This window comes from Bradyrhizobium sp. LA2.1 (assembly GCF_040547725.1).
In the GTDB taxonomy this organism is placed as follows: Bacteria; Pseudomonadota; Alphaproteobacteria; order Rhizobiales; family Xanthobacteraceae; genus Bradyrhizobium; species Bradyrhizobium barranii.
This window is the reverse complement of record NZ_JBEPQI010000005.1, coordinates 301,207-318,623: the sequence shown is the minus strand read 5'-3', so window position 1 is coordinate 318,623 and position 17,417 is coordinate 301,207. Positions and strand designations below refer to the sequence as shown.

The window sequence follows — 17,417 nt, the reverse complement described above, 5'->3', positions numbered from 1 at the left end:
GTCATTGCGCGGGGCGCGGTGCGCCCCGCGACGACGATCAAGCCAGATGCAAGGCGGTGACGACGAGGTCGATCGCCTTGATGCCGATGAAGGGAATCACGATGCCGCCGAGGCCGTAGATCAGGAGGTTGCGCCTCAGCAATGCGCCGGCACCGACCGCGCGATAGGCGACGCCCTTCAGCGCCAGCGGGATCAGCGCGATGATGACCAGCGCGTTGAAGATGATCGCCGACAGGATGGCGCTCTGCGGGCTCGACAGGTTCATGACGTTGAGCACGTTGAGCTGCGGGTAGAACGCCAGGAACATCGCCGGGATGATCGCAAAATACTTTGCGACGTCGTTGGCGATCGAGAACGTCGTCAGCGCGCCGCGCGTCATCAGCAGCTGCTTGCCGATCTCGACCACCTCGATCAGCTTGGTCGGGTTGGAATCGAGGTCGACCATGTTGCCGGCCTCGCGGGCGGCCTGGGTGCCGGTGTTCATGGCGACGCCGACGTCGGCTTGGGCGAGCGCGGGCGCGTCGTTGGTGCCGTCGCCGCACATGGCGACCAGCTTGCCCTTGGCCTGCTCGTCGCGGATCAGCTTCAGCTTGTCCTCGGGCGTTGCTTGCGCGAGGAAGTCATCGACGCCCGCCTCCGCCGCGATCGCAGCGGCCGTCATCGGGTTGTCGCCGGTGATCATGATGGTGCGGATGCCCATGCGGCGCAGTTCTGCGAAGCGCTCGCGGATGCCGCCCTTGACGATGTCCTTGAGCTGGATGACGCCGAGCAGCTTGCCGTCCTTGGCGACCGCAAGCGGTGTTCCGCCCGCTTTCGAGATCTCATCGGCGATGGTCTGGACTTCACGGCCGACGTCGGAAAGCACCGCAGGCTGAATGGCGCGCGCGGTGTTGCCGGAGGCAACGGCCAGCGGCGCACCGCCGCCGACATAGTTGAGCATGGCATCGACCGCGCCCTTGCGCACCGACGAGCCGCCGGCATCGACACCGCTCATGCGGGTTTGTGCCGTGAACGGAATGAAGGTGGCGCCAAGCTCGGCCATGTCCCGGCTGCGAATGGAATACTTCTCCTTCGCCAGCACGACGATGGAGCGGCCTTCCGGCGTCTCGTCGGCGAGCGAGGCGAGCTGCGCCGCATCGGCGAGCTCCTGCTCGGTGACGCCGCGAACCGGGCGGAATGCGGTGGCCTGACGGTTGCCGAGCGTGATCGTACCGGTCTTGTCGAGCAGCAGCGTATCGACGTCACCGGCAGCCTCGACCGCGCGGCCGGACATCGCCAGCACGTTGAAGCGGACCAGGCGGTCCATGCCAGCGATACCGATCGCCGATAGCAGCGCGCCGATCGTGGTCGGGATCAGCGTCACGAACAGTGCGACCAGCACGACCACCGAGATCGAGCCGCCGGCATAAGCCGCATAGCTCGGAATGGTGACGGTGGCGAACACGAAGATGATGGTGAGGCCGGCGAGCAGGATGTTGAGCGCGATCTCGTTCGGCGTCTTCTGCCGCTCGGCGCCCTCGACCAGCTTGATCATGCGGTCGATGAAGGTCGAACCTTGCGCGGCCGTGATGCGGACGCGGATCCAGTCGGACTGCACCTGCGTGCCGCCGGTCACCGCCGACCGGTCGCCGCCGGACTCGCGGATCACCGGCGCGGACTCGCCGGTGATGGCGGCTTCGTTGACGGAGGCCACGCCCTCGATCACCTCGCCGTCGGAGGGGATGACGTCACCGGCCTCGACCAGCACGATGTCGCCGACCTTCAGGCTGGTGCCCGGCACCAGCGTGAAGGCCTGCCCCGCGCCGCTCAGGAGCTTGGCCTGGCTCTCGGTGCGGGTCTTGCGCAGAGATTCCGCCTGTGCCTTGCCGCGGCCTTCGGCCACCGCTTCGGCGAAATTGGCGAACAGCACCGTGAACCAGAGCCAGAGGATGATCTGGAAGGTGAAGCCGAGATTCTCGCCGCCGGTGACGAGGTCGCGCAGGAAGATCACCGTGGTGAGCGCGGCCACGATCTCGACCACGAACATCACGGGGTTCTTGATCATCAGCCGCGGGTCGAGCTTGGTGAAGGACGCGCTGATCGCGGGCAGAACGATCTTGGGATCGAGCATTGCCGACATCGGGGCACGTTTTTGCAGTTTCATCGTATCCATGGAGGTCACTCCAAACAATCAGAAGACGTTGCCGGCGTTCATCGCGAGTTGCTCGACGATCGGGCCGAGCGCGAGTGCCGGGAAGAAGGTCAGGCCGCCGATGATCAGGATCACGCCCACGACGAGGCCGACGAACAGCCCACCCGTGGTCGGGAACGTGCCCGCCGACGGCGGGATCGACTTCTTGGCGGCCAGCGAGCCCGCAATCGCCATCGCCGGAACGATCATGAAGAACCGGCCGACGAACATCGCGGATGCGAGCGTGAGGTTGTAGAACAACGTGTTGCCGGTGAGGCCCGCGAAGGCCGAGCCGTTGTTGCCGGTCGCCGAGGTGAAGGCGTAGAGCACCTCGGTGAAGCCATGCGGGCCGGCATTCGCCATGGAGGCGACCGCCGCCGGATAGACCACGCCGACCGCGGTCCAGCCGAGATACATCAGCGGCAGCACCAGGATCGCGAGCATCGCCATCTTGACTTCGCGCGCCTCGATCTTCTTGCCGACATATTCCGGTGTGCGGCCGACCATCAGGCCGGCGACGAAGATCGCGAGCACGACGAACAGCAGCATGCCATAGAGGCCGGCGCCTACGCCGCCGATGATGACTTCGCCGAGCTGCATGTTGATCAGCGGGATCATGCCGCCGAGCGCGGTGAAGCTGTCATGCATGGCGTTGACCGCGCCGCACGAGGCGGCCGTGGTCACCACGGCGAACAGCGAGGATGCGACGATGCCGAAGCGGACTTCCTTGCCCTCCATGTTGCCGCCGGTGAGGCCGAGCGCATGCATCATCGAGGTGCCGTTGGCTTCCGCCCAGTAGGTGATGGAGACACCGGCGATGAACAGCACGCCCATCACCGCGAAGATCGCCCAGCCCTGGCGCTGGTTGCCGACCATGCGGCCGAACACATTGGTCATGGCCGCGCCGATCAGGAAGATCGAGAGCATCTGCACGAGATTCGACAGCGCGGTCGGGTTCTCGAAGGGATGGGCGGCGTTGGCGTTGAAGAAGCCGCCGCCATTGGTGCCGAGCATCTTGATCGCGACCTGCGAGGCCACCGGGCCGACCGCGATGGTCTGCTTGGCGCCTTCGAGCGTCGTGGCCTCGACGTAATCGCCGAGCGTCTGCGGGATGCCCTGCCAGACCAGGAACAGCGTGTAGACGACACAGATCGGCAGCAGCACGTAAAGTGTCGTGCGGGTGACGTCGACCCAGAAATTGCCGACCGTGCGCATCGAGGCGCGCGAGAATCCGCGGATCATGGCCACCGCGAGCGCGATGCCGGTCGCCGCCGACAGGAAATTCTGGTGCGTCAGGCCGAGCATCTGCACGAGATAGGATACCGTGCTCTCGCCGCCGTAATTCTGCCAGTTGGTGTTGGTGATGAAGGAAATCGCGGTGTTGAAGGAGAGATCCTGGGCGACCGCGCCCTGCCCGGCCGGGTTGAACGGCAACACCGCCTGAAGCCGCATCACGCCGTAGATGATGAGGAAGCCGCCGACATGGAACAGCAGCATCGAGACCGTGTAGGTCAGCCAATGCTGCTCGCGCCTCTCCTCGACGCCGGAAAACCAGTAGATGCCGGCCTCGATCGGCCGCAGCACCGGCGACAGGAACGTCCGCTCGCCGTTGAACACAGCCGTCATGTACCCGCCGAGCGGTTTTGTCAGCGCGACGATAATCGCGCAAAAGAGAATGATCTGGAGCCAACCGATCATAGTCATGGCATCAACCCTTTAGGACGTTTGACCTGCGCAGGAGCGGCAGGATCAGGGCAAGCAGGCACGCCACGAGCGCGGCGTCCGCGAGCAGCAATTCGAGAAGCAGCAGCACAGGTCAGAACCGCTCGGGCCGCAGCAGCGCGTAAGTGAGGTAGAACAGGAGACCGAGCGAGACGACGGCGGCGAGCGAATAATCGAAGGTCATGGTCCGCTCCCTCACAGCCGTTCGCAGGCGTAGGTGTAGCCGATCGCGAGCGCGAAGAAGCCAAAGCCCAGCGCCAGCATCAGAATGTCCATCATGGGAATGCTCCTCGTTGCGGCTTTATGTCGGACGCAACCGTTTCTCAGGCGTCCGGCGAGCGCGTGGAACGAAGGAAATGCAAAGCATTTCCACGGCACCAGCCGGGACTTTTGACCGTGTTGAAGTGCCACCACCGGCATAGGTTTTCGAGATGAGGCCTATGGCGAAGTTATATGAATTCCATAAGTGCCGACGCGTCGTGGCTGTCCGCCATGTGGCGCCGACACTGTATTCCGGGCGGCCGTTCCGAGCAGGCAGCGCAGCGACACAAGCCACCGTTGCTTTCACTACCGTTGTTAAGGCAGGCCGTGGCGAGGGTCTTTTCAAAAAGCCCTGCTTCTATAAGCCTCGACCTTCGGCGGCGACGGTGGCCGGGGATCTGTCGCTCTTATCCGGAAGATTCCGTGCACTTATGAAATCCTTATATCTCCCGTCCCGTCCCCATCTCGTTTTCAAATGCGCTTCCAGCCATCTTGGAGAGGCCGGCCGACTGACCGACGCCAATTCCAGGAGGCCTGACATGACCGCCGTTCTCCGACGCCTTGCCCCACCTTCCCTCAACCAGCAGCTTCGCGCGGCACCGGCAATGACGCGTCCGCTGATGCTCGACGTCATCGATCAGGCCTGCCGGCGCTTCCCGTCGCGAGGGCGGAGCGAGCGCAGTGCGCGTATCATGCGCCTGGTCGATGCCGAGGCCTGGACCGACGCCGCGCTGGCGCTGATCGAGCTCGAGCTGCCGCTGTGGCAGGTCCGCCGCATCGCCTATGACGAGGGCGAGTGGCATTGCGCGCTGTCGCGCGAGCGCGAATTGCCGGACTGGCTCGACGCCGCTGTCGAAGCCCGGCATGCCGATCTCGCACTGGCCTTGCTGTCGGCCTTCATCGAAGTACAGGCATTGGCCGTGGAGGTATCGCGGCCGAGCGTTCCCACCGTGCGCCCCGCCCCGGACCCGCTCTATCAGCCGGTCGCTTGCGAGAATTTCAGCTAGGCCAAGCGGAGGTTCGCGCCTTGCCGCAATCTTCAGACATGTCGCGGGGCCTCAGCCCGACGCGGTTGATCGCGCGCTTTGCCGTCCGCATCGCACTGCTCGTCGCCTTTGCAGCCTTCGGCAGCGTAGGTTTTGCACGCAGCCTCTCCGCCCTGCTTTGGATGTCGATCATCCTGTGCGCCCTCGCCGGCCTCGTCAGGCGCGAGCCGCTGTTCGGTGCCGTCCTCAATCATTGGGACGAGGGCGTTGCCTTCGGCGCCCTGTTCGCGCTGGTTCAGGTCGTCAACGAGCTGGCCTGAACATCGGGCTTTATGACCTTCCTATGAGATCGTCGCGCAGCCTCACTCGAAATCATATTCGCTTGAAAAGATATTGATCGGGTGGTCGCGGGACACGCACCCGCCGCCCGCGTCAATCGGAAGGAATACGAAAGTGAAACTCGTCGAACCTCCCTCGTGCAGCTCTCCCTCGACCATCGTCTTCATCGGCCGCAACCACAGGGGACAGTGGGTCGCCCAGCAGCAGAACGGCCTCTACGGTGGCCTCTTCGTCAACCGCGCCCAGGCCATCAAATATGCGCTGTTCGAAAACGGACAGCATCCCGAGACCATCATCGAGCTGCCACGCGAGATCGAGCTCGACATGGGCAGCAGGCCCGATGCCGCCGCACCCAAGCGCGCCGCCTGAGTTCCTCGGCAAAAAACCATGTTCATCCCACCCTCCGCCTGGTTCACCGGGTTCATACCGGACCTGCCGACACCGTTCGATTCGGCCGACGCGATCGACCTGAAGGCGTTCGCCGCGCTCTGCGAGCGTCAGATCGCAGCCGGCGTACCCGCGCTGGTGGTGTGTGAGACCGCCGGCGAGGCACCGACGCTCTCGCCGGCCGAGCAGGCGCTGATCATTCGCACCGCGGTCGATGTCGCGCGTGGCCGCGTGCGGATCATTGCCGGCGCCGTGTCGAATTCAACGGGCCACGCCATCGAACTCGCGCGGCGCGCGGAGGCCGCCGGCGCCGATGCCGTGATGTCGGTGGTGCCCGCCTACAACAAGCCGATGCAGGAAGGAATGCTCGCGCACTTCCGCGCCATTGCCGGTGCGATCGGCCTGCCCGTGATCCTGCACGACGCGCCCTCCCGCACGCTGCGGCCGCTCGCCGACGAGACGCTTCTGCGTCTCGTCGAATCGCGCCAGTTCGTGGGCCTGCGCGATGCGAGCGGCGACATCACCCGTCCGATGCGCCTGTCCCGCCGCCTGCCCGCCGGCTTTCGCTGTCTATCCGGCGACGACACCACCGCCTTCGGCTTCATCGCGGACGGCGGCGATGGCGCGATCTCGGAGGTTGCCAACGTCGCGCCGGATCTCTGCCGCACGATTTTTTCGCATGTCAGGCAGGGCCGGCTGCAATCCGCCCGCTACCTGCACAAGCGCCTGATCCCCTTGATCGCCTGCCTCGGGAAGGAGAGCCCGGCCGCACTTAAATGTGCACTCGGCGTGCTTGGCCTGATGTCGCCCGCCACAAGGCTTCCGATCGTTCCGCTGGACGCAGCCGCGCAGAGGGAAGTGGTACGCGCATTCGCCGCGATCGCCGACGAGGAGCTGATCGACCGCGTCGGCGCCTGAGGCGTCGCACGGCATCCGGGTATCCCCATGCGGCAATCAATCGAAAGGCCTCACAGGCTGCTCCGCGCCTGGCAGCTCGCGCTGCTGCGATTTGCCGTGACGCTCGATGAGTCCGACAGGCTTAATGTCGCCGCGCTCGCGGCGGAGCTCGATCATCTGGGCGGCGGCGCCAGGGACTCCCTCCACTTCTTTCGGCGGACCAGCTCGCAACTCTGTGCGGCCATCAGCGGGCAGCGGCAGAGTGTGGAAGCGACGCTGGAATGCTTCTGCAAGCAGATCGAGGAACCGCGGCTGCGGAACGCCTTTGCCGCAGCGATCGGGATGACGCATTCGGATCCTGCGCCGTCTCAGGCCCGGCCGAAGCGGAACCCCGGTCTCTTCAGAGGACTGCCGGCGCGACGGTCGGCATCCTTATAGCATTCCTATACTGGTGCCTCGGCGCTCATCTCGCAATCCTACGCAACGATGGACATCATACGAGGCAGATTGCGGCGGCCTCGGCCACCGCCACGCTGACGAAGGAATGCAGACATGTCGATGCTGACACATGGCGTTGAGCGCTCCCTTGGCTGGGCCGAACGCCCCGCACGGATCTCGCCGGAGCGCAAGGCGCAGCTCAAGCGCATCGCGCTCAGCGCGCTGACCCTGCTCTCGATGGGCAGCGTGCTCGCAGCGCTGATCGCGCTGAAGACCGCGATCTATGTCTGGCACCTCCACGCCTGACGGCATGGGAGACCATCATGACCTTGCAGATGTGTGAGGAGGCCGCCATGGCCGCGATCGCCCTTCAAGCCACGCGTCGCCAGCCCGAGCGACCGACAATGGCCGCGTCCGCGGCGTGCCTTGGACCGATCGACCCGGATGTCATAAGCACCGCCATCCCCGCGTTCTTCATCGGGCGCAACGGCGCCGGCCTCTGGGTCGCGCGTGAGGCGCATGGACGCGTCGGCGGTCTGTTCCTGTTCAAGAGCTCCGCGGTCGATTTCGCCAACCGGCAGAGTGGGCTCGCAAGATGCGCGCTGGTGTTTCCCGCCGAGACCTTCGAGCTCGATATCGAGAACCGCGGCAATCCGCTGATTGCGCTGGCGGAGGGTGCGAGGCGGCTCCTGGCCCGCGCGGCGACAAGGCTGCGGACATGATCGAGCTCAAGATCGCCATCCTGGTTGCGGTGATGGGTGCATTGCTGCTCGGCCTGCGCATCGGCGTCGCGCCTGCCACGGACAAGTAGCATGCAGCTCCTCAAGGGAAATCTGGAGCAGGCGGTCACGACGACGATCCTGACCATGACGCTGAGCCTGATCTGGGGCGCGATCCTGACAATCGTGATCACGCTCGTGGCACGCGGGCTGGGAGTTTAGAACCCGGCACATCGATGGACCGTGAATTGACCATGGCTGCCTACGAGGCGAGCAGCCGGGTTCGCGGCGCCTTCGCCATGTCCACCTGAGGCCGCGTATCCCCGCGAAAAGATCTGGCCGATCTGGCGCAATTTCACGGAACCGTGTAGATCGGTTTCATGAGCACAAGCAGCGTCAATGTCGTCGCCCACCCCCTAGTCCAGCACAAGCTCTCCCTCATGCGGGAGAAGGACCGCTCGACCAAGAGTTTTCGCGAGATCCTGAACGAGATCGGGATGCTGCTCGGCTACGAGGTGACGCGCGATCTGCCACTGGAGCTCGTCGAGATCGAGACGCCGATCTCCCCGATGCGGGCACCGAAGATCGCCGGCAAGAAGCTCACGCTGGCGCCGATCCTGCGCGCCGGCGTCGGCTTCCTCGACGGCATGCTGGCGCTGATGCCGTCGGCGCGTATCGCCCATATCGGGCTCTACCGCGACCCCGAGACATTGCAGGCCGTGGAATATTACTTCAAGGCGCCGCAGGACCTGTCCGACCGCACCGTGATCCTGATGGACCCGATGCTGGCGACCGGCAACTCGGCCTGCGCCGGCGCCTCCCTGCTCAAGGCGCGCGGCGCCCGCGACATCCGCTTCGTCTGCCTTCTGGCCGCGCCCGAAGGCATCGCGCGGTTCCAGAGCGAGCATCCCGACGTGCCGGTCTGGACCGCCGCGATCGACGAGCGGCTCAACGACCACGGCTACATCGTGCCGGGCCTGGGCGATGCCGGCGACCGGATGTTCGGCACCAAGTAGACAGGTCTGCGCGATCGGGTTAGTCCGGTTGCCATGAGCGTCAACCAATTTTCGCTTCAATCGCTGATCGGTGCCGAAGGTGCCGAGCCCGCCTTCGTGTTTGACGGCAGGCCGGTCTCGCGCGCGGAATTCTCCGGGAAGGTCGAGCAGACCGCCGCATGGCTTGCCGCACAAGGCATCGGCCAGGGCGACGTGGTCGCGGTCTGGCTGGTCAACCGGGTCGAATGGATCGCATTGCTGTTCGCCGCCGCCCGCTGCGGTGCGATCGTCGCCTCGGTCAATACCCGCTACCGCAGCGCGGAAGTCGGCCATCTGCTCAAGGTGTCCGGCGCCAGGCTGATGGTGGTCGAGGCCGCGTTCCGGTCGATCGATTTTGCCGCCATCCTCGCCGAGGTCAGCAAAGACGAAGTGCCTGCGCTGCAAAGGGTCGCGGTGGTCGGCGGGGATGCGATCCCCGCTCACTGGCCCTGTGCGCGCTTCGATGCGTTCGAGACGTCCTATCCGCCAGCGCCGCCGGCGCAGGACGATGTCGATCTGCCGGTGCTGCTCTACACGACATCGGGCACGACCAAGGGGCCGAAGCTCGTCGCGCATTCGCAACGGACGCTCGCCACGCACGCCGCCTCCGTCGCCAAGGCGCTGAAACTCTCGCCACGGCGCCATTCACTGCTGGCCATGCTGCCGTTCTGCGGCACCTTCGGCATGACCAGCCTGCTCGGCTTCATCGCAGCCGGCGCAACCATCCAGGTACTCGATGCTTTCGAGGCGGCATCAGCGTTGAAGGTCCTTGGCGAACACAAGATCACGCACGCCTTCGGCTCCGACGAGATGTTCCGCCGCATCCTCGCGCTCGCCGACACACCACGGCCATTCCCGCATCTCGAAGTCTGCGGCTTCGCCGCGTTTCAGCCCGGCTGGCGCGAGCTCGCCGCGGAGGCCGAGGCGCGCGGCATGCCGCTGTTCGGCCTCTACGGCTCGAGCGAGGTGCAGGCGCTGTTCTCGATCGCCCGCCCCGGTGATGCCTTCGCCGATCGTATCGAAGGCGGCGGGTGGCCGATGTCTCCCGGCGCGAAGGTGCGCGTGCGCGATACCGAGACCGGGGAGCTGGTGGCGCAAGGCGTCTCCGGCGAGATCGAGATCAGCGCGCCCTCGCGCTTCCTCGGCTATTTCAACAACCCGGATGCGACGCGCGATGCGATCACCGCCGACGGCTTCTTCCGCACCGGCGATATCGGCCGGATGCGCGGCGACGGCGCCTTTGTCTACGAGACCCGTGCGGGCGATGCGATGCGGCTCGGCGGCTTCCTGGTTGCGCCGGGCGAGATCGAGGACGAGCTCAAAGCCTGCACGGGGGTTGCCGACGCCCAGGTTGTCGCGGTCGATCTTAAGGGGCAGGCGCGCTGCGTCGCCTTCGTGATTCCGGCCGAGGAGCCGCCGCAGCAGGAGATGCTGGTGGCGCGCCTGCGCGAGCGGCTCGCCGGCTACAAGGTGCCGGCACGAATCTATATCGTCGACGCTTTTCCCGTCACCGACAGCGCCAACGGTGTGAAAATCCAGCGCGCCCGGCTTCGCGCCATGGCAATGGAACGGATCGCCGCCGAATAGGCCCGCCTGTTTCAGATAGCTCGCGAGATTCTAGCGCGCGGCGCGAAGTTGTGCCGACAGCGCATCGCGGTGCCCGGGCGCCGCGATCGCGATCATGCGGCGCGCACGCTCGGCAAGACCGCAGCCGCGCAGCTCGGCAACGCCCCATTCGGTCACAATGGAATCGACGTCGGCGCGCGGCGTCGTCACGGTCTCCACATCGGCGACAATGCGGCTGGTCCCGTCGGACGCCGTCGCCGGCAGCGCGATGATCGCCCTGCCCCCGGGCGATGCATTGGCACCGCGCACGAAATCGAGCTGCCCGCCAATGGCGCCGATCGCAACGCCGTTAAGCGTTTCGGAGTTCACGCTGCCATCGAGCCCGACCTGGAGCGCCGAGTTGATCGCGACCAGCCGGTTGATCCGCGCCAGCACGTTCTGGCCGTGCGTATACAACGTCGGTCGCACCGAAACCGCCTCGTTCTCGTGCACGAAGCGATAGAGCCGCTTCGTGCCGATCACCTGGTTCGTCACCGTGATCCCGGCATCGATTCCCTTCTCCGCATTCGTCACCGCGCCGCGCTCGATCAGGTCGACGACGGCGTCGTTGATCAGGCCGGAATGGATACCGAGATTGCGCGCATGCGACAGCGAAGACAGGATCGCATCCGGAATCCGGCCGACGCCGAACTGAAGCGTGCTGCCATCGGCGATCAGGCTCGCCGCATGTGACGCGATTTTTCGTGAGACGTCATCAAGCGGCGCCGGTGGCAGTTCGACGGGCGGACGGCGAGCGGCGACCCGCAGATGGATCGGCGCGTCCACAGGCCATTCCGCGCCAAACGTCCAGGGCGCATCGGGATTGATCTCGGCGATGACGATGCGCGCGCCCCGTGCGGCATCGATGACATAATCGTTGGAGAGGCTCGCGCTCAATCGACCATCGCCGGACTCGGCGAGTTGCACCAGTACCACATCCGCACGATGGCGCCGTGAGGCAAAATCGGCGCAGAAGGCGCTGTAGTTGCCCGGGATCACGTCGAGCCGTCCTGCTTTCGCAAGCCGCCGCGCATTGCCGATTACGCCATAGCTCTGGAACGAGATGTTGGGCGCGCACGCGGAAAACGTGTCGGAGAATATTGGACCGACCATCATGCGGAACGCCGGCAGATGCCCGGCTTGCGCGACCAGCGCTTCGGTCAGGGTGACCGGCTCAGCCGTCGCCTGCCCGCACACGACACGGTCGCCCTCCCGGATCAGGTCGGAGAAGTCGAGGTTCATTGGCGTCCCTGCTAAGCGATCCGCGCGAAGACTAGTAGGACTTCGCCAGACCGAGCACCTTTTCCGCAATGAAGCTGAGCGCAAGCTGCGGGCTGACCGGTGCGATTCGCGGGATCAGGACCTCGCGCAGATAACGCTCGACGTGGAACTCCTTGGCATAGCCGAAGCCGCCATGGGTCATCACCGCCTGCTCGCAGGCATGGTAGCCGGCTTCGCCTGCGAAATATTTTGCGGCGTTCGCCCCGGCGCCGCAGGGCAAGCCCTTGTCGTATTGCCAGGCTGCCTGCATCACCATCAGCCAGGCCGCCTCGAGCTCGACCCAGTTGACCGCGAGCGGATGCTGGATGCCCTGGTTCTTGCCGATCGGCCGGTTGAACACCACGCGCGTCTTGGCGTATTCGGTCGCGCGCGACAGCGCGAGCTTGCCGAGGCCGACGGCTTCGGCGGCGATCAGGATACGCTCCGGATTCATGCCTTCGAGGATATACTGGAAGCCCTTGCCCTCTTCGCCGATGCGGTCCTCCATCGGGATCTCGAAATCCTCGAAGAACAGCTCGTTGGAATCGACGATCTTGCGGCCCATCTTCTCGATCTCATGGACCTTGATCTTCTTGCGGTCGAAATCCGTGTAGAAGAGGCTGAGGCCATGGGTTGGCGAGCGCACCTCTTCCAGTGGCGTGGTGCGCGCCAGCAGCAGGATCTTGTGTGCGACCTGCGCGGTGGAGATCCACACTTTCTGGCCGTTGACGATGTAGCGGTCGTTCTTGGCCACAGCACGCGTCCTGAGCTGGGTGGTGTTGAGGCCTGTATTGGGCTCGGTGACGGCGAAGCATGCCTTCTCGCGGCCCTCGACCATCGGCGGCAGCATGCGCCTGCGCTGCTCCTCGGTGCCGAACACCACGACGGGGTTGAGCCCGAAGACGTTGATGTGCACCGCGGAGGCGCCGGACATGCCGGCGCCGGATTCCGCGATGGCACGCATCATGATCGCGGCTTCGGTGATGCCGAGCCCGGAGCCGCCATATTCCTCCGGCACGCAGATGCCGAGCCAACCGGCATCGGCCATTGCCTTGTGGAAGTCATGGGGGAAGCCGCCGTCGTGGTCCTTCTTCAGCCAATAGGCGTCGGGAAAGTCCTCGCAAACTTTTGCGACGGCGGCACGAATGGCTTCCTGCTGATCGGTGAGCGCGAAATCCATGTTCTTGATCTCCTTATTGGGAGCCGAGCTCCGATCCTAGCGCCCCATCTGCGAGGGCAGCCAGAGAATGATCGAGGGAAACGCCACCAGGATCGCGATTGCGATCAGGTGCGCGATGAAATGCGGGAAGGTGCCGTGAAACACTTCCGCCACCGGCCGCTTGGCATAGCGGGCAACGATGAAGCAGTTGAGGCCCACCGGCGGCGTGATCATGCCGACTTCCGCGGTGACGATCTTGATGACGCCGAACCAGATCGGATCAAAGCCGAGCGTCTTGATCAGCGGCAGCACGATCGGCACGGTCAACACCAGGATCGCGATCTGGTCCATGAACGAGCCGAGCACGATATAACCGCACAGGATCAGCGTGATGATCACCCAGCGCGAGGCCGGCAAGGACCCGATCCAGGCGACGAGGTCCTGCGTGACATGGGTGAGCGTGAAGAAATAGCCGAAGATCGAGGCACCGACCAGGATCATGATGATCATGCAGGTGCCGTGGCAGGCGCGCAGCAGCGTCGCATAGAGCGATGACGGCGTGATCTTGCCCTTGACGATGGCGAGCAGGAAGGCGCCGAACGCACCGAAGGCGGAGGCTTCCGTCGGCGTCGCGACGCCGAGATAGATCGTGCCTGTCACGATCGAGAACAGCACCACCATCGGCGAGACCTGCCACAGCAGCGCGAATTTTTCCCGCCACGGCACTGATTTCGCAGCGGGCGCGCGCGAGGGATCCTGCCAGACCAGGAAGTAGATCGTGGCCATGATGGTAAACGTCACCAGGATTGCCGGGATGATGCCGCTGATCAGCAGCTTGCCGATATTCACCTCGGCCAGCAGGCCGAAGATGACGAGCGCAACGCTGGTCGGCAGCAGCATCGACAACGTGCCCGAGATCGCAACGACGCCCGCGGCCATCTTCGGCTCATAGCCCTGACGGATCATTGCGGGAAGGCTGGTCGAGGACAACGTCGCGGCCGAGGCCGTCGAGGTGCCGCAGATCGCGCCAAAGCCGGCACCGGCGAGCGCGGTGGCCATGCCGAGGCCGCCGGGGATGCGGCCGACCCAGGCAGAGGCGGTCTTGAACAGATCGTCCGCGACGCCCGAGAGCAGCACGAGGTCTGCCATCAGGAGAAACATCGGAATGGTGATCAACTCGTAGGCCGAGACGGTCGAGAGCGGCGCGGTTTGCAAGATGCCGAGCAGCGTGCCCCATCCGCCGACCATCACGAGGCCGACCGAGCCGGAAAAGGCCATGGCGAAGCCGACGGGCGTGCCAAGCGCGAGCAAGCCGAACAGCAGGGCGAGAACGATGAAAGGTGTCATGGATATCGCCCGTTACTCGAAGCCGCGTGCTTCGCCGACACCGGTCACCGGCGGCAGCGGATACAGATCGCGGCCGCTGACGAGGCTCAGCACATTGCCTACGAGCTGCAGCGCGAGCCGCAGCACCAGCACGCCGCAGCCGAACGGCACCAGCGCCGCCGAAATCCAGGTCGGCCAGGGGATCGCGCCGGAGAGCACGTCGTGCTGCTCGTAATTCTCCAGCGCGCGCTCGAAGCCGACCTTGCAGATCAGGATGAACACGAACAGGCCGGCGAGCGCCGTGACGATCTCGGACAACCGCCGCCCCGTCAGCGAGAAGCGCGACAAGAGGATGTCGACGCCGACATGGACATGCTCGCGCAACGCATCCGACAGCGTGAAGAAGAACACGCCGGCGAGGAGATAGAGCCCGATCAGATCATAGGTGAAGGAGAAAGGGCTGTTCAGCGCGTAACGCATAAACACGTCGGCCACCACCAGCAGCATGATCACGAACATGAACACCACCGCGATCACCGTCAGCGCGCGCTCCAGCGCGCCGAGCACATCTCCTGCCCGTTTGATCACCTCTAGCGTCTCCCTGTTGGATATCGGACTACCTGGCGCCTTTACTTGGCGCCGCCCGCGGTGAGCAGATCGTCGAACTCCTTCAGCGCGGCAGACGCCTGCTTGCCGCGGCTGTCGAGCCCGCTCGCCCACTCCTTACCGACACCCTTGAGCTTGTCCTTGATCTCGGTGCGCGTCGCCTCCGGCAGCGGATCGAAGCTGATGCCTTCGTCCTGCATTTGCTTCTTGGTGACTTCGCCTTCCTTTTCGACGCCGGCGCAGGCTTGCGGCGTAATCGCCTCCGAAGCCTCGTTCATCGCCTTCTTCACGTCGTCGGGCAGCTTGTCCCAGACCGACTGGTTGATGGAATAGGCGACGATGAAGCTGCCGAAGCTGACGCCTTCGGTGGCGTGCTTGACCAGCTTGTCGAGGCCGTAGGAGACGACGCTGTCGAGCGGAAACAGCAGCCCGTCCATCGTGCCGCGCGACAGCGACTCATAGGCATCGGGCGCAGCCATGCGCACCGGCACGGCGCTGAGCGCACGCAGCGTCAGGTCCTGCGCGCCGCCCGTAGTGCGCAGCTTCAGGCCCTGCATGTCCTTGGTGGTTTCCACCTTCGACTTGACGGTCCACACCTGGTAGGGCGGCAGCACCACGGCGAGCAGCAGCTTGATCTTGTTCGGCGCGTATTCCTGCTTGGCGAGAATGCCTTCACGCGCGGTCTTCCAATAGGCGAGCGTGCCCTGGCAGCTGGTCGCGAACGCGCCCGGCAATTGCGCGACTTCCGAGAGCGGCATCTTGTCGGAGACATAGGACGGTCCGATGTAGCCGATGTCGACCACGCCGGACTGCGTCAGACGCAGCATGTCGGCGGCCTTGCCGATCTGCTGGTTCGGATAATAGGTGAAGGTCACCGCGCCATTGGTGCGCCTGGTGACGTCGTCCATCCAGGGCTTCAGCATCAGGCGGACGAGATAGTGACCGGCGGGGAAGCTATCGGCGACCTTCAGCTCCAGGGCCTGCGCCTGCAGCGTCGAGACCGGCAGCGAGAGAGCGAGCACTGCTGCGGCCCTGACCAGATTCTTCTTCATGTCGTTCTCCTTGACGCGTCCCCACGCCGAACGCGGCAGCGAATTGCTGCGGCGCCGTCCGGCCCTCGCTCGATTTCTTGCTTGAAAATGTACATATAGGTGAATTTATCTGTCAAGTGTATGAACTATGCATGGAGCTATGCGCCGTCGACCGAAGCCGCCGAATTGACACGGCTACTTTATGAACTCTAACTCCACGTATATGAATTTATCCAACGAGGCCTCAATGGGACCGCTCGCCGGCTTCACCATTCTCGACCTGACCTCGGTGCTGATGGGCCCCTACGGCACCCAGGTGCTGGCGGACATGGGCGCCGACATCATCAAGGTCGAAAGCCCCGAGGGCGACATCGTTCGCCAGATCGGTCCCGGCCGCACGCCCGGCATGGGCGGGATGTTCCTCAATGCCAATCGCGGCAAGCGCAGCATCGTGCTCGACCTGAAGAAGACGGAAGGCCGCGACACCTTGCTGCGGCTGGCCAAGCGCGCCAACGCGCTCGTCTACAATGTGCGCCCGCAGGCGATGGCCCGGCTCGGCCTCGACTACGAGACACTTCGCGAGATCAACCCCGGCCTCGTCTATGTCGGCGCGTTCGGCTACGGCCAGTCCGGGCCCTATGCCGCAAAGCCCGCCTACGATGATCTGATCCAGGGCGCCGCCACGATTCCGACGCTGCTTGCGGCGGCCGGCGACGGCACGCCGCGCTACGTCCCCGTCACCATCGCCGACCGCATCGTCGGCCTGATGTTGGTCAACGCCATCATGGGCGGGCTGATGCATCAGAGCCGCACCGGCGTTGGCCAACGCATCGACGTTCCCATGTTCGAATCGATGACGGAGTTCGTGCTGGTCGATCATCTGGGCGGCCTCACCTACGATCCGCCGCTCGACCATGGCGGCTACGCCCGCCTGCTGTCGCGCTATCGCCGCCCTTACAAGACCAGCGACGGCTATCTCTGCGTGCTCATCTACAACGACAAGCACTGGCGCAGCTTTTTTGAGGCGATCGGACAGCCGCATTTCCTCGATCAGCCGCGCTTCGCCAACCACGCCGCGCGGACGAAGCACATCGACGAGATCTATGAGGAGATCGGCCACATCTTCCTCACACGCACCACCACGGAATGGCGCGATCTGCTCGAGCGCGCCGACATTCCGGTGATGCCGATGCATACGCTTGAGACAATCCTCGAAGATCCGCATCTCCAAGCGATCGATTTCTTCAGGACCGTCGATCACCCCGTCGAAGGCCGCATCCGCCAGATGCGCGTGCCCTCCACCTGGAGCGTAACCCAGCCGGAAGCCGCCGGCCCCGCACCGACCCTCGGCCAGCATGGCCGCGACATTTTGCGCGAGGCCGGCTTCTCGACTGACGAAATCGAACAGCTCGCAGAGCAAAAAGCAGTTCACCTGGCCGCGCCGCCCTAACGGCAGCGCTGGCCAGAATCGCAGCGA

At 64.8% G+C, this 17,417-nt stretch carries 20 protein-coding genes; 10 read left to right on the top strand and 10 right to left on the bottom strand.

The features are described 5' to 3' along the window. Positions 1–37: 37 nt before the first annotated feature. The 4 genes from kdpB to ABIB95_RS11905 all read right to left on the bottom strand — a co-directional run bounded on the left by kdpB (position 38) and on the right by ABIB95_RS11905 (position 4,312). The gene (gene kdpB, locus ABIB95_RS11920; RefSeq protein ID WP_231143291.1) at positions 38–2,152 is read right to left on the bottom strand and encodes a potassium-transporting ATPase subunit KdpB; all 2,115 of its coding nucleotides are present in this window, start codon (positions 2,150–2,152) and stop codon (positions 38–40) included. Positions 2,153–2,170: 18 nt separating this feature from the next. Then, positions 2,171–3,874, bottom strand: coding sequence for a potassium-transporting ATPase subunit KdpA (gene kdpA / locus ABIB95_RS11915; protein WP_208088430.1), 1,704 nt, complete (start codon positions 3,872–3,874; stop codon positions 2,171–2,173). A 112-nt stretch (positions 3,875–3,986) separates the two neighbouring features. Further along, positions 3,987–4,076 (bottom strand): K(+)-transporting ATPase subunit F, encoded by a 90-nt coding sequence (locus tag ABIB95_RS11910; RefSeq protein ID WP_041953522.1) that lies wholly within the window; start codon positions 4,074–4,076, stop codon positions 3,987–3,989. A gap of 11 nt (positions 4,077–4,087) precedes the next feature. After that, positions 4,088–4,312 carry a hypothetical protein gene (locus ABIB95_RS11905; RefSeq protein ID WP_085965673.1) on the bottom strand — a complete coding sequence of 75 codons (225 nt, stop codon included), beginning with the start codon at positions 4,310–4,312 and terminating at the stop codon, positions 4,088–4,090. 380 nt (positions 4,313–4,692) lie between these two features. On the opposite strand from ABIB95_RS11905, the gene ABIB95_RS11900 reads away from it, so the two are divergent. The 4 genes from ABIB95_RS11900 to dapA all read left to right on the top strand — a co-directional run bounded on the left by ABIB95_RS11900 (position 4,693) and on the right by dapA (position 6,783). Further along, the gene (locus ABIB95_RS11900) at positions 4,693–5,160 is read left to right on the top strand and encodes a hypothetical protein (protein ID WP_354239489.1); all 468 of its coding nucleotides are present in this window, start codon (positions 4,693–4,695) and stop codon (positions 5,158–5,160) included. Positions 5,161–5,180: 20 nt separating this feature from the next. After that, positions 5,181–5,459: a hypothetical protein gene (locus tag ABIB95_RS11895; protein ID WP_081369150.1), complete on the top strand. Its 279-nt coding sequence runs from the start codon at positions 5,181–5,183 to the stop codon at positions 5,457–5,459. 133 nt (positions 5,460–5,592) lie between these two features. Continuing rightward, on the top strand, positions 5,593–5,847 hold the full coding sequence (locus ABIB95_RS11890; protein ID WP_063981387.1) for a hypothetical protein: 255 nt from the start codon (positions 5,593–5,595) through the stop codon (positions 5,845–5,847). Positions 5,848–5,865: 18 nt separating this feature from the next. Beyond that, a complete protein-coding gene (dapA, locus tag ABIB95_RS11885; RefSeq protein ID WP_354239487.1) occupies positions 5,866–6,783 on the top strand; it encodes a 4-hydroxy-tetrahydrodipicolinate synthase in 918 nt (305 codons plus the stop codon). A gap of 36 nt (positions 6,784–6,819) precedes the next feature. Here dapA and ABIB95_RS11880 read toward each other — a convergent pair whose 3' ends face one another. After that, positions 6,820–7,113 (bottom strand): hypothetical protein, encoded by a 294-nt coding sequence (locus tag ABIB95_RS11880; RefSeq protein ID WP_166344033.1) that lies wholly within the window; start codon positions 7,111–7,113, stop codon positions 6,820–6,822. A 201-nt stretch (positions 7,114–7,314) separates the two neighbouring features. On the opposite strand from ABIB95_RS11880, the gene ABIB95_RS11875 reads away from it, so the two are divergent. The 5 genes from ABIB95_RS11875 to ABIB95_RS11855 all read left to right on the top strand — a co-directional run bounded on the left by ABIB95_RS11875 (position 7,315) and on the right by ABIB95_RS11855 (position 10,540). Next, positions 7,315–7,506 (top strand): hypothetical protein, encoded by a 192-nt coding sequence (locus tag ABIB95_RS11875; protein ID WP_063981384.1) that lies wholly within the window; start codon positions 7,315–7,317, stop codon positions 7,504–7,506. Positions 7,507–7,523: 17 nt separating this feature from the next. Further along, complete coding sequence (locus ABIB95_RS11870) at positions 7,524–7,922, top strand: hypothetical protein (protein ID WP_354239485.1); 399 nt, start codon at positions 7,524–7,526, stop codon at positions 7,920–7,922. Positions 7,923–8,012: 90 nt separating this feature from the next. Then, positions 8,013–8,141 (top strand): hypothetical protein, encoded by a 129-nt coding sequence (locus ABIB95_RS11865; RefSeq protein ID WP_256376468.1) that lies wholly within the window; start codon positions 8,013–8,015, stop codon positions 8,139–8,141. 158 nt (positions 8,142–8,299) lie between these two features. Next, positions 8,300–8,935 (top strand): uracil phosphoribosyltransferase, encoded by a 636-nt coding sequence (gene upp / locus ABIB95_RS11860; protein WP_354239483.1) that lies wholly within the window; start codon positions 8,300–8,302, stop codon positions 8,933–8,935. Between the two features lie 33 nt (positions 8,936–8,968). After that, positions 8,969–10,540 carry an AMP-binding protein gene (locus tag ABIB95_RS11855; RefSeq protein WP_354239481.1) on the top strand — a complete coding sequence of 524 codons (1,572 nt, stop codon included), beginning with the start codon at positions 8,969–8,971 and terminating at the stop codon, positions 10,538–10,540. 30 nt (positions 10,541–10,570) lie between these two features. Here the strand turns inward: ABIB95_RS11855 and ABIB95_RS11850 are convergent, their stop codons facing one another. Genes ABIB95_RS11850 through ABIB95_RS11830 form a run of 5 tightly spaced genes read right to left on the bottom strand, consistent with a single transcriptional unit; the run spans position 10,571 to position 15,961 of the window. Next, positions 10,571–11,800, bottom strand: coding sequence for an acetyl-CoA hydrolase/transferase family protein (locus ABIB95_RS11850; RefSeq protein WP_354239479.1), 1,230 nt, complete (start codon positions 11,798–11,800; stop codon positions 10,571–10,573). Between the two features lie 31 nt (positions 11,801–11,831). Beyond that, positions 11,832–12,998: an acyl-CoA dehydrogenase family protein gene (locus tag ABIB95_RS11845; RefSeq protein WP_354239477.1), complete on the bottom strand. Its 1,167-nt coding sequence runs from the start codon at positions 12,996–12,998 to the stop codon at positions 11,832–11,834. Positions 12,999–13,034: 36 nt separating this feature from the next. Beyond that, complete coding sequence (locus ABIB95_RS11840; RefSeq protein ID WP_038941832.1) at positions 13,035–14,324, bottom strand: TRAP transporter large permease; 1,290 nt, start codon at positions 14,322–14,324, stop codon at positions 13,035–13,037. Positions 14,325–14,336: 12 nt separating this feature from the next. After that, positions 14,337–14,891: a TRAP transporter small permease gene (locus ABIB95_RS11835; RefSeq protein WP_208069839.1), complete on the bottom strand. Its 555-nt coding sequence runs from the start codon at positions 14,889–14,891 to the stop codon at positions 14,337–14,339. Between the two features lie 41 nt (positions 14,892–14,932). Then, positions 14,933–15,961, bottom strand: coding sequence for a TRAP transporter substrate-binding protein (locus ABIB95_RS11830; RefSeq protein ID WP_354239474.1), 1,029 nt, complete (start codon positions 15,959–15,961; stop codon positions 14,933–14,935). 226 nt (positions 15,962–16,187) lie between these two features. On the opposite strand from ABIB95_RS11830, the gene ABIB95_RS11825 reads away from it, so the two are divergent. After that, positions 16,188–17,390 (top strand): CaiB/BaiF CoA transferase family protein, encoded by a 1,203-nt coding sequence (locus ABIB95_RS11825; protein ID WP_354239472.1) that lies wholly within the window; start codon positions 16,188–16,190, stop codon positions 17,388–17,390. Positions 17,391–17,417 lie beyond the last annotated feature (27 nt).

What these genes read in the sequence shown, in the direction of transcription:
- kdpB (WP_231143291.1), bottom strand. Translation starts at nt 2,152, where the DNA reads ATGGATACGATGAAACTGCAAAAACGTGCCCCGATGTCGGCAATGCTC.
- kdpA (WP_208088430.1), bottom strand. Translation starts at nt 3,874, where the DNA reads ATGACTATGATCGGTTGGCTCCAGATCATTCTCTTTTGCGCGATTATC.
- ABIB95_RS11910 (WP_041953522.1), bottom strand. Translation starts at nt 4,076, where the DNA reads ATGACCTTCGATTATTCGCTCGCCGCCGTCGTCTCGCTCGGTCTCCTG.
- ABIB95_RS11905 (WP_085965673.1), bottom strand. Translation starts at nt 4,312, where the DNA reads ATGCCGGTGGTGGCACTTCAACACGGTCAAAAGTCCCGGCTGGTGCCG.
- ABIB95_RS11900 (WP_354239489.1), top strand. Translation starts at nt 4,693, where the DNA reads ATGACCGCCGTTCTCCGACGCCTTGCCCCACCTTCCCTCAACCAGCAG.
- dapA (WP_354239487.1), top strand. Translation starts at nt 5,866, where the DNA reads ATGTTCATCCCACCCTCCGCCTGGTTCACCGGGTTCATACCGGACCTG.
- ABIB95_RS11880 (WP_166344033.1), bottom strand. Translation starts at nt 7,113, where the DNA reads ATGCGTCATCCCGATCGCTGCGGCAAAGGCGTTCCGCAGCCGCGGTTC.
- ABIB95_RS11875 (WP_063981384.1), top strand. Translation starts at nt 7,315, where the DNA reads ATGTCGATGCTGACACATGGCGTTGAGCGCTCCCTTGGCTGGGCCGAA.
- ABIB95_RS11870 (WP_354239485.1), top strand. Translation starts at nt 7,524, where the DNA reads ATGACCTTGCAGATGTGTGAGGAGGCCGCCATGGCCGCGATCGCCCTT.
- ABIB95_RS11865 (WP_256376468.1), top strand. Translation starts at nt 8,013, where the DNA reads ATGCAGCTCCTCAAGGGAAATCTGGAGCAGGCGGTCACGACGACGATC.
- upp (WP_354239483.1), top strand. Translation starts at nt 8,300, where the DNA reads ATGAGCACAAGCAGCGTCAATGTCGTCGCCCACCCCCTAGTCCAGCAC.
- ABIB95_RS11855 (WP_354239481.1), top strand. Translation starts at nt 8,969, where the DNA reads ATGAGCGTCAACCAATTTTCGCTTCAATCGCTGATCGGTGCCGAAGGT.
- ABIB95_RS11850 (WP_354239479.1), bottom strand. Translation starts at nt 11,800, where the DNA reads ATGAACCTCGACTTCTCCGACCTGATCCGGGAGGGCGACCGTGTCGTG.
- ABIB95_RS11845 (WP_354239477.1), bottom strand. Translation starts at nt 12,998, where the DNA reads ATGGATTTCGCGCTCACCGATCAGCAGGAAGCCATTCGTGCCGCCGTC.
- ABIB95_RS11840 (WP_038941832.1), bottom strand. Translation starts at nt 14,324, where the DNA reads ATGACACCTTTCATCGTTCTCGCCCTGCTGTTCGGCTTGCTCGCGCTT.
- ABIB95_RS11830 (WP_354239474.1), bottom strand. Translation starts at nt 15,961, where the DNA reads ATGAAGAAGAATCTGGTCAGGGCCGCAGCAGTGCTCGCTCTCTCGCTG.
- ABIB95_RS11825 (WP_354239472.1), top strand. Translation starts at nt 16,188, where the DNA reads ATGGGACCGCTCGCCGGCTTCACCATTCTCGACCTGACCTCGGTGCTG.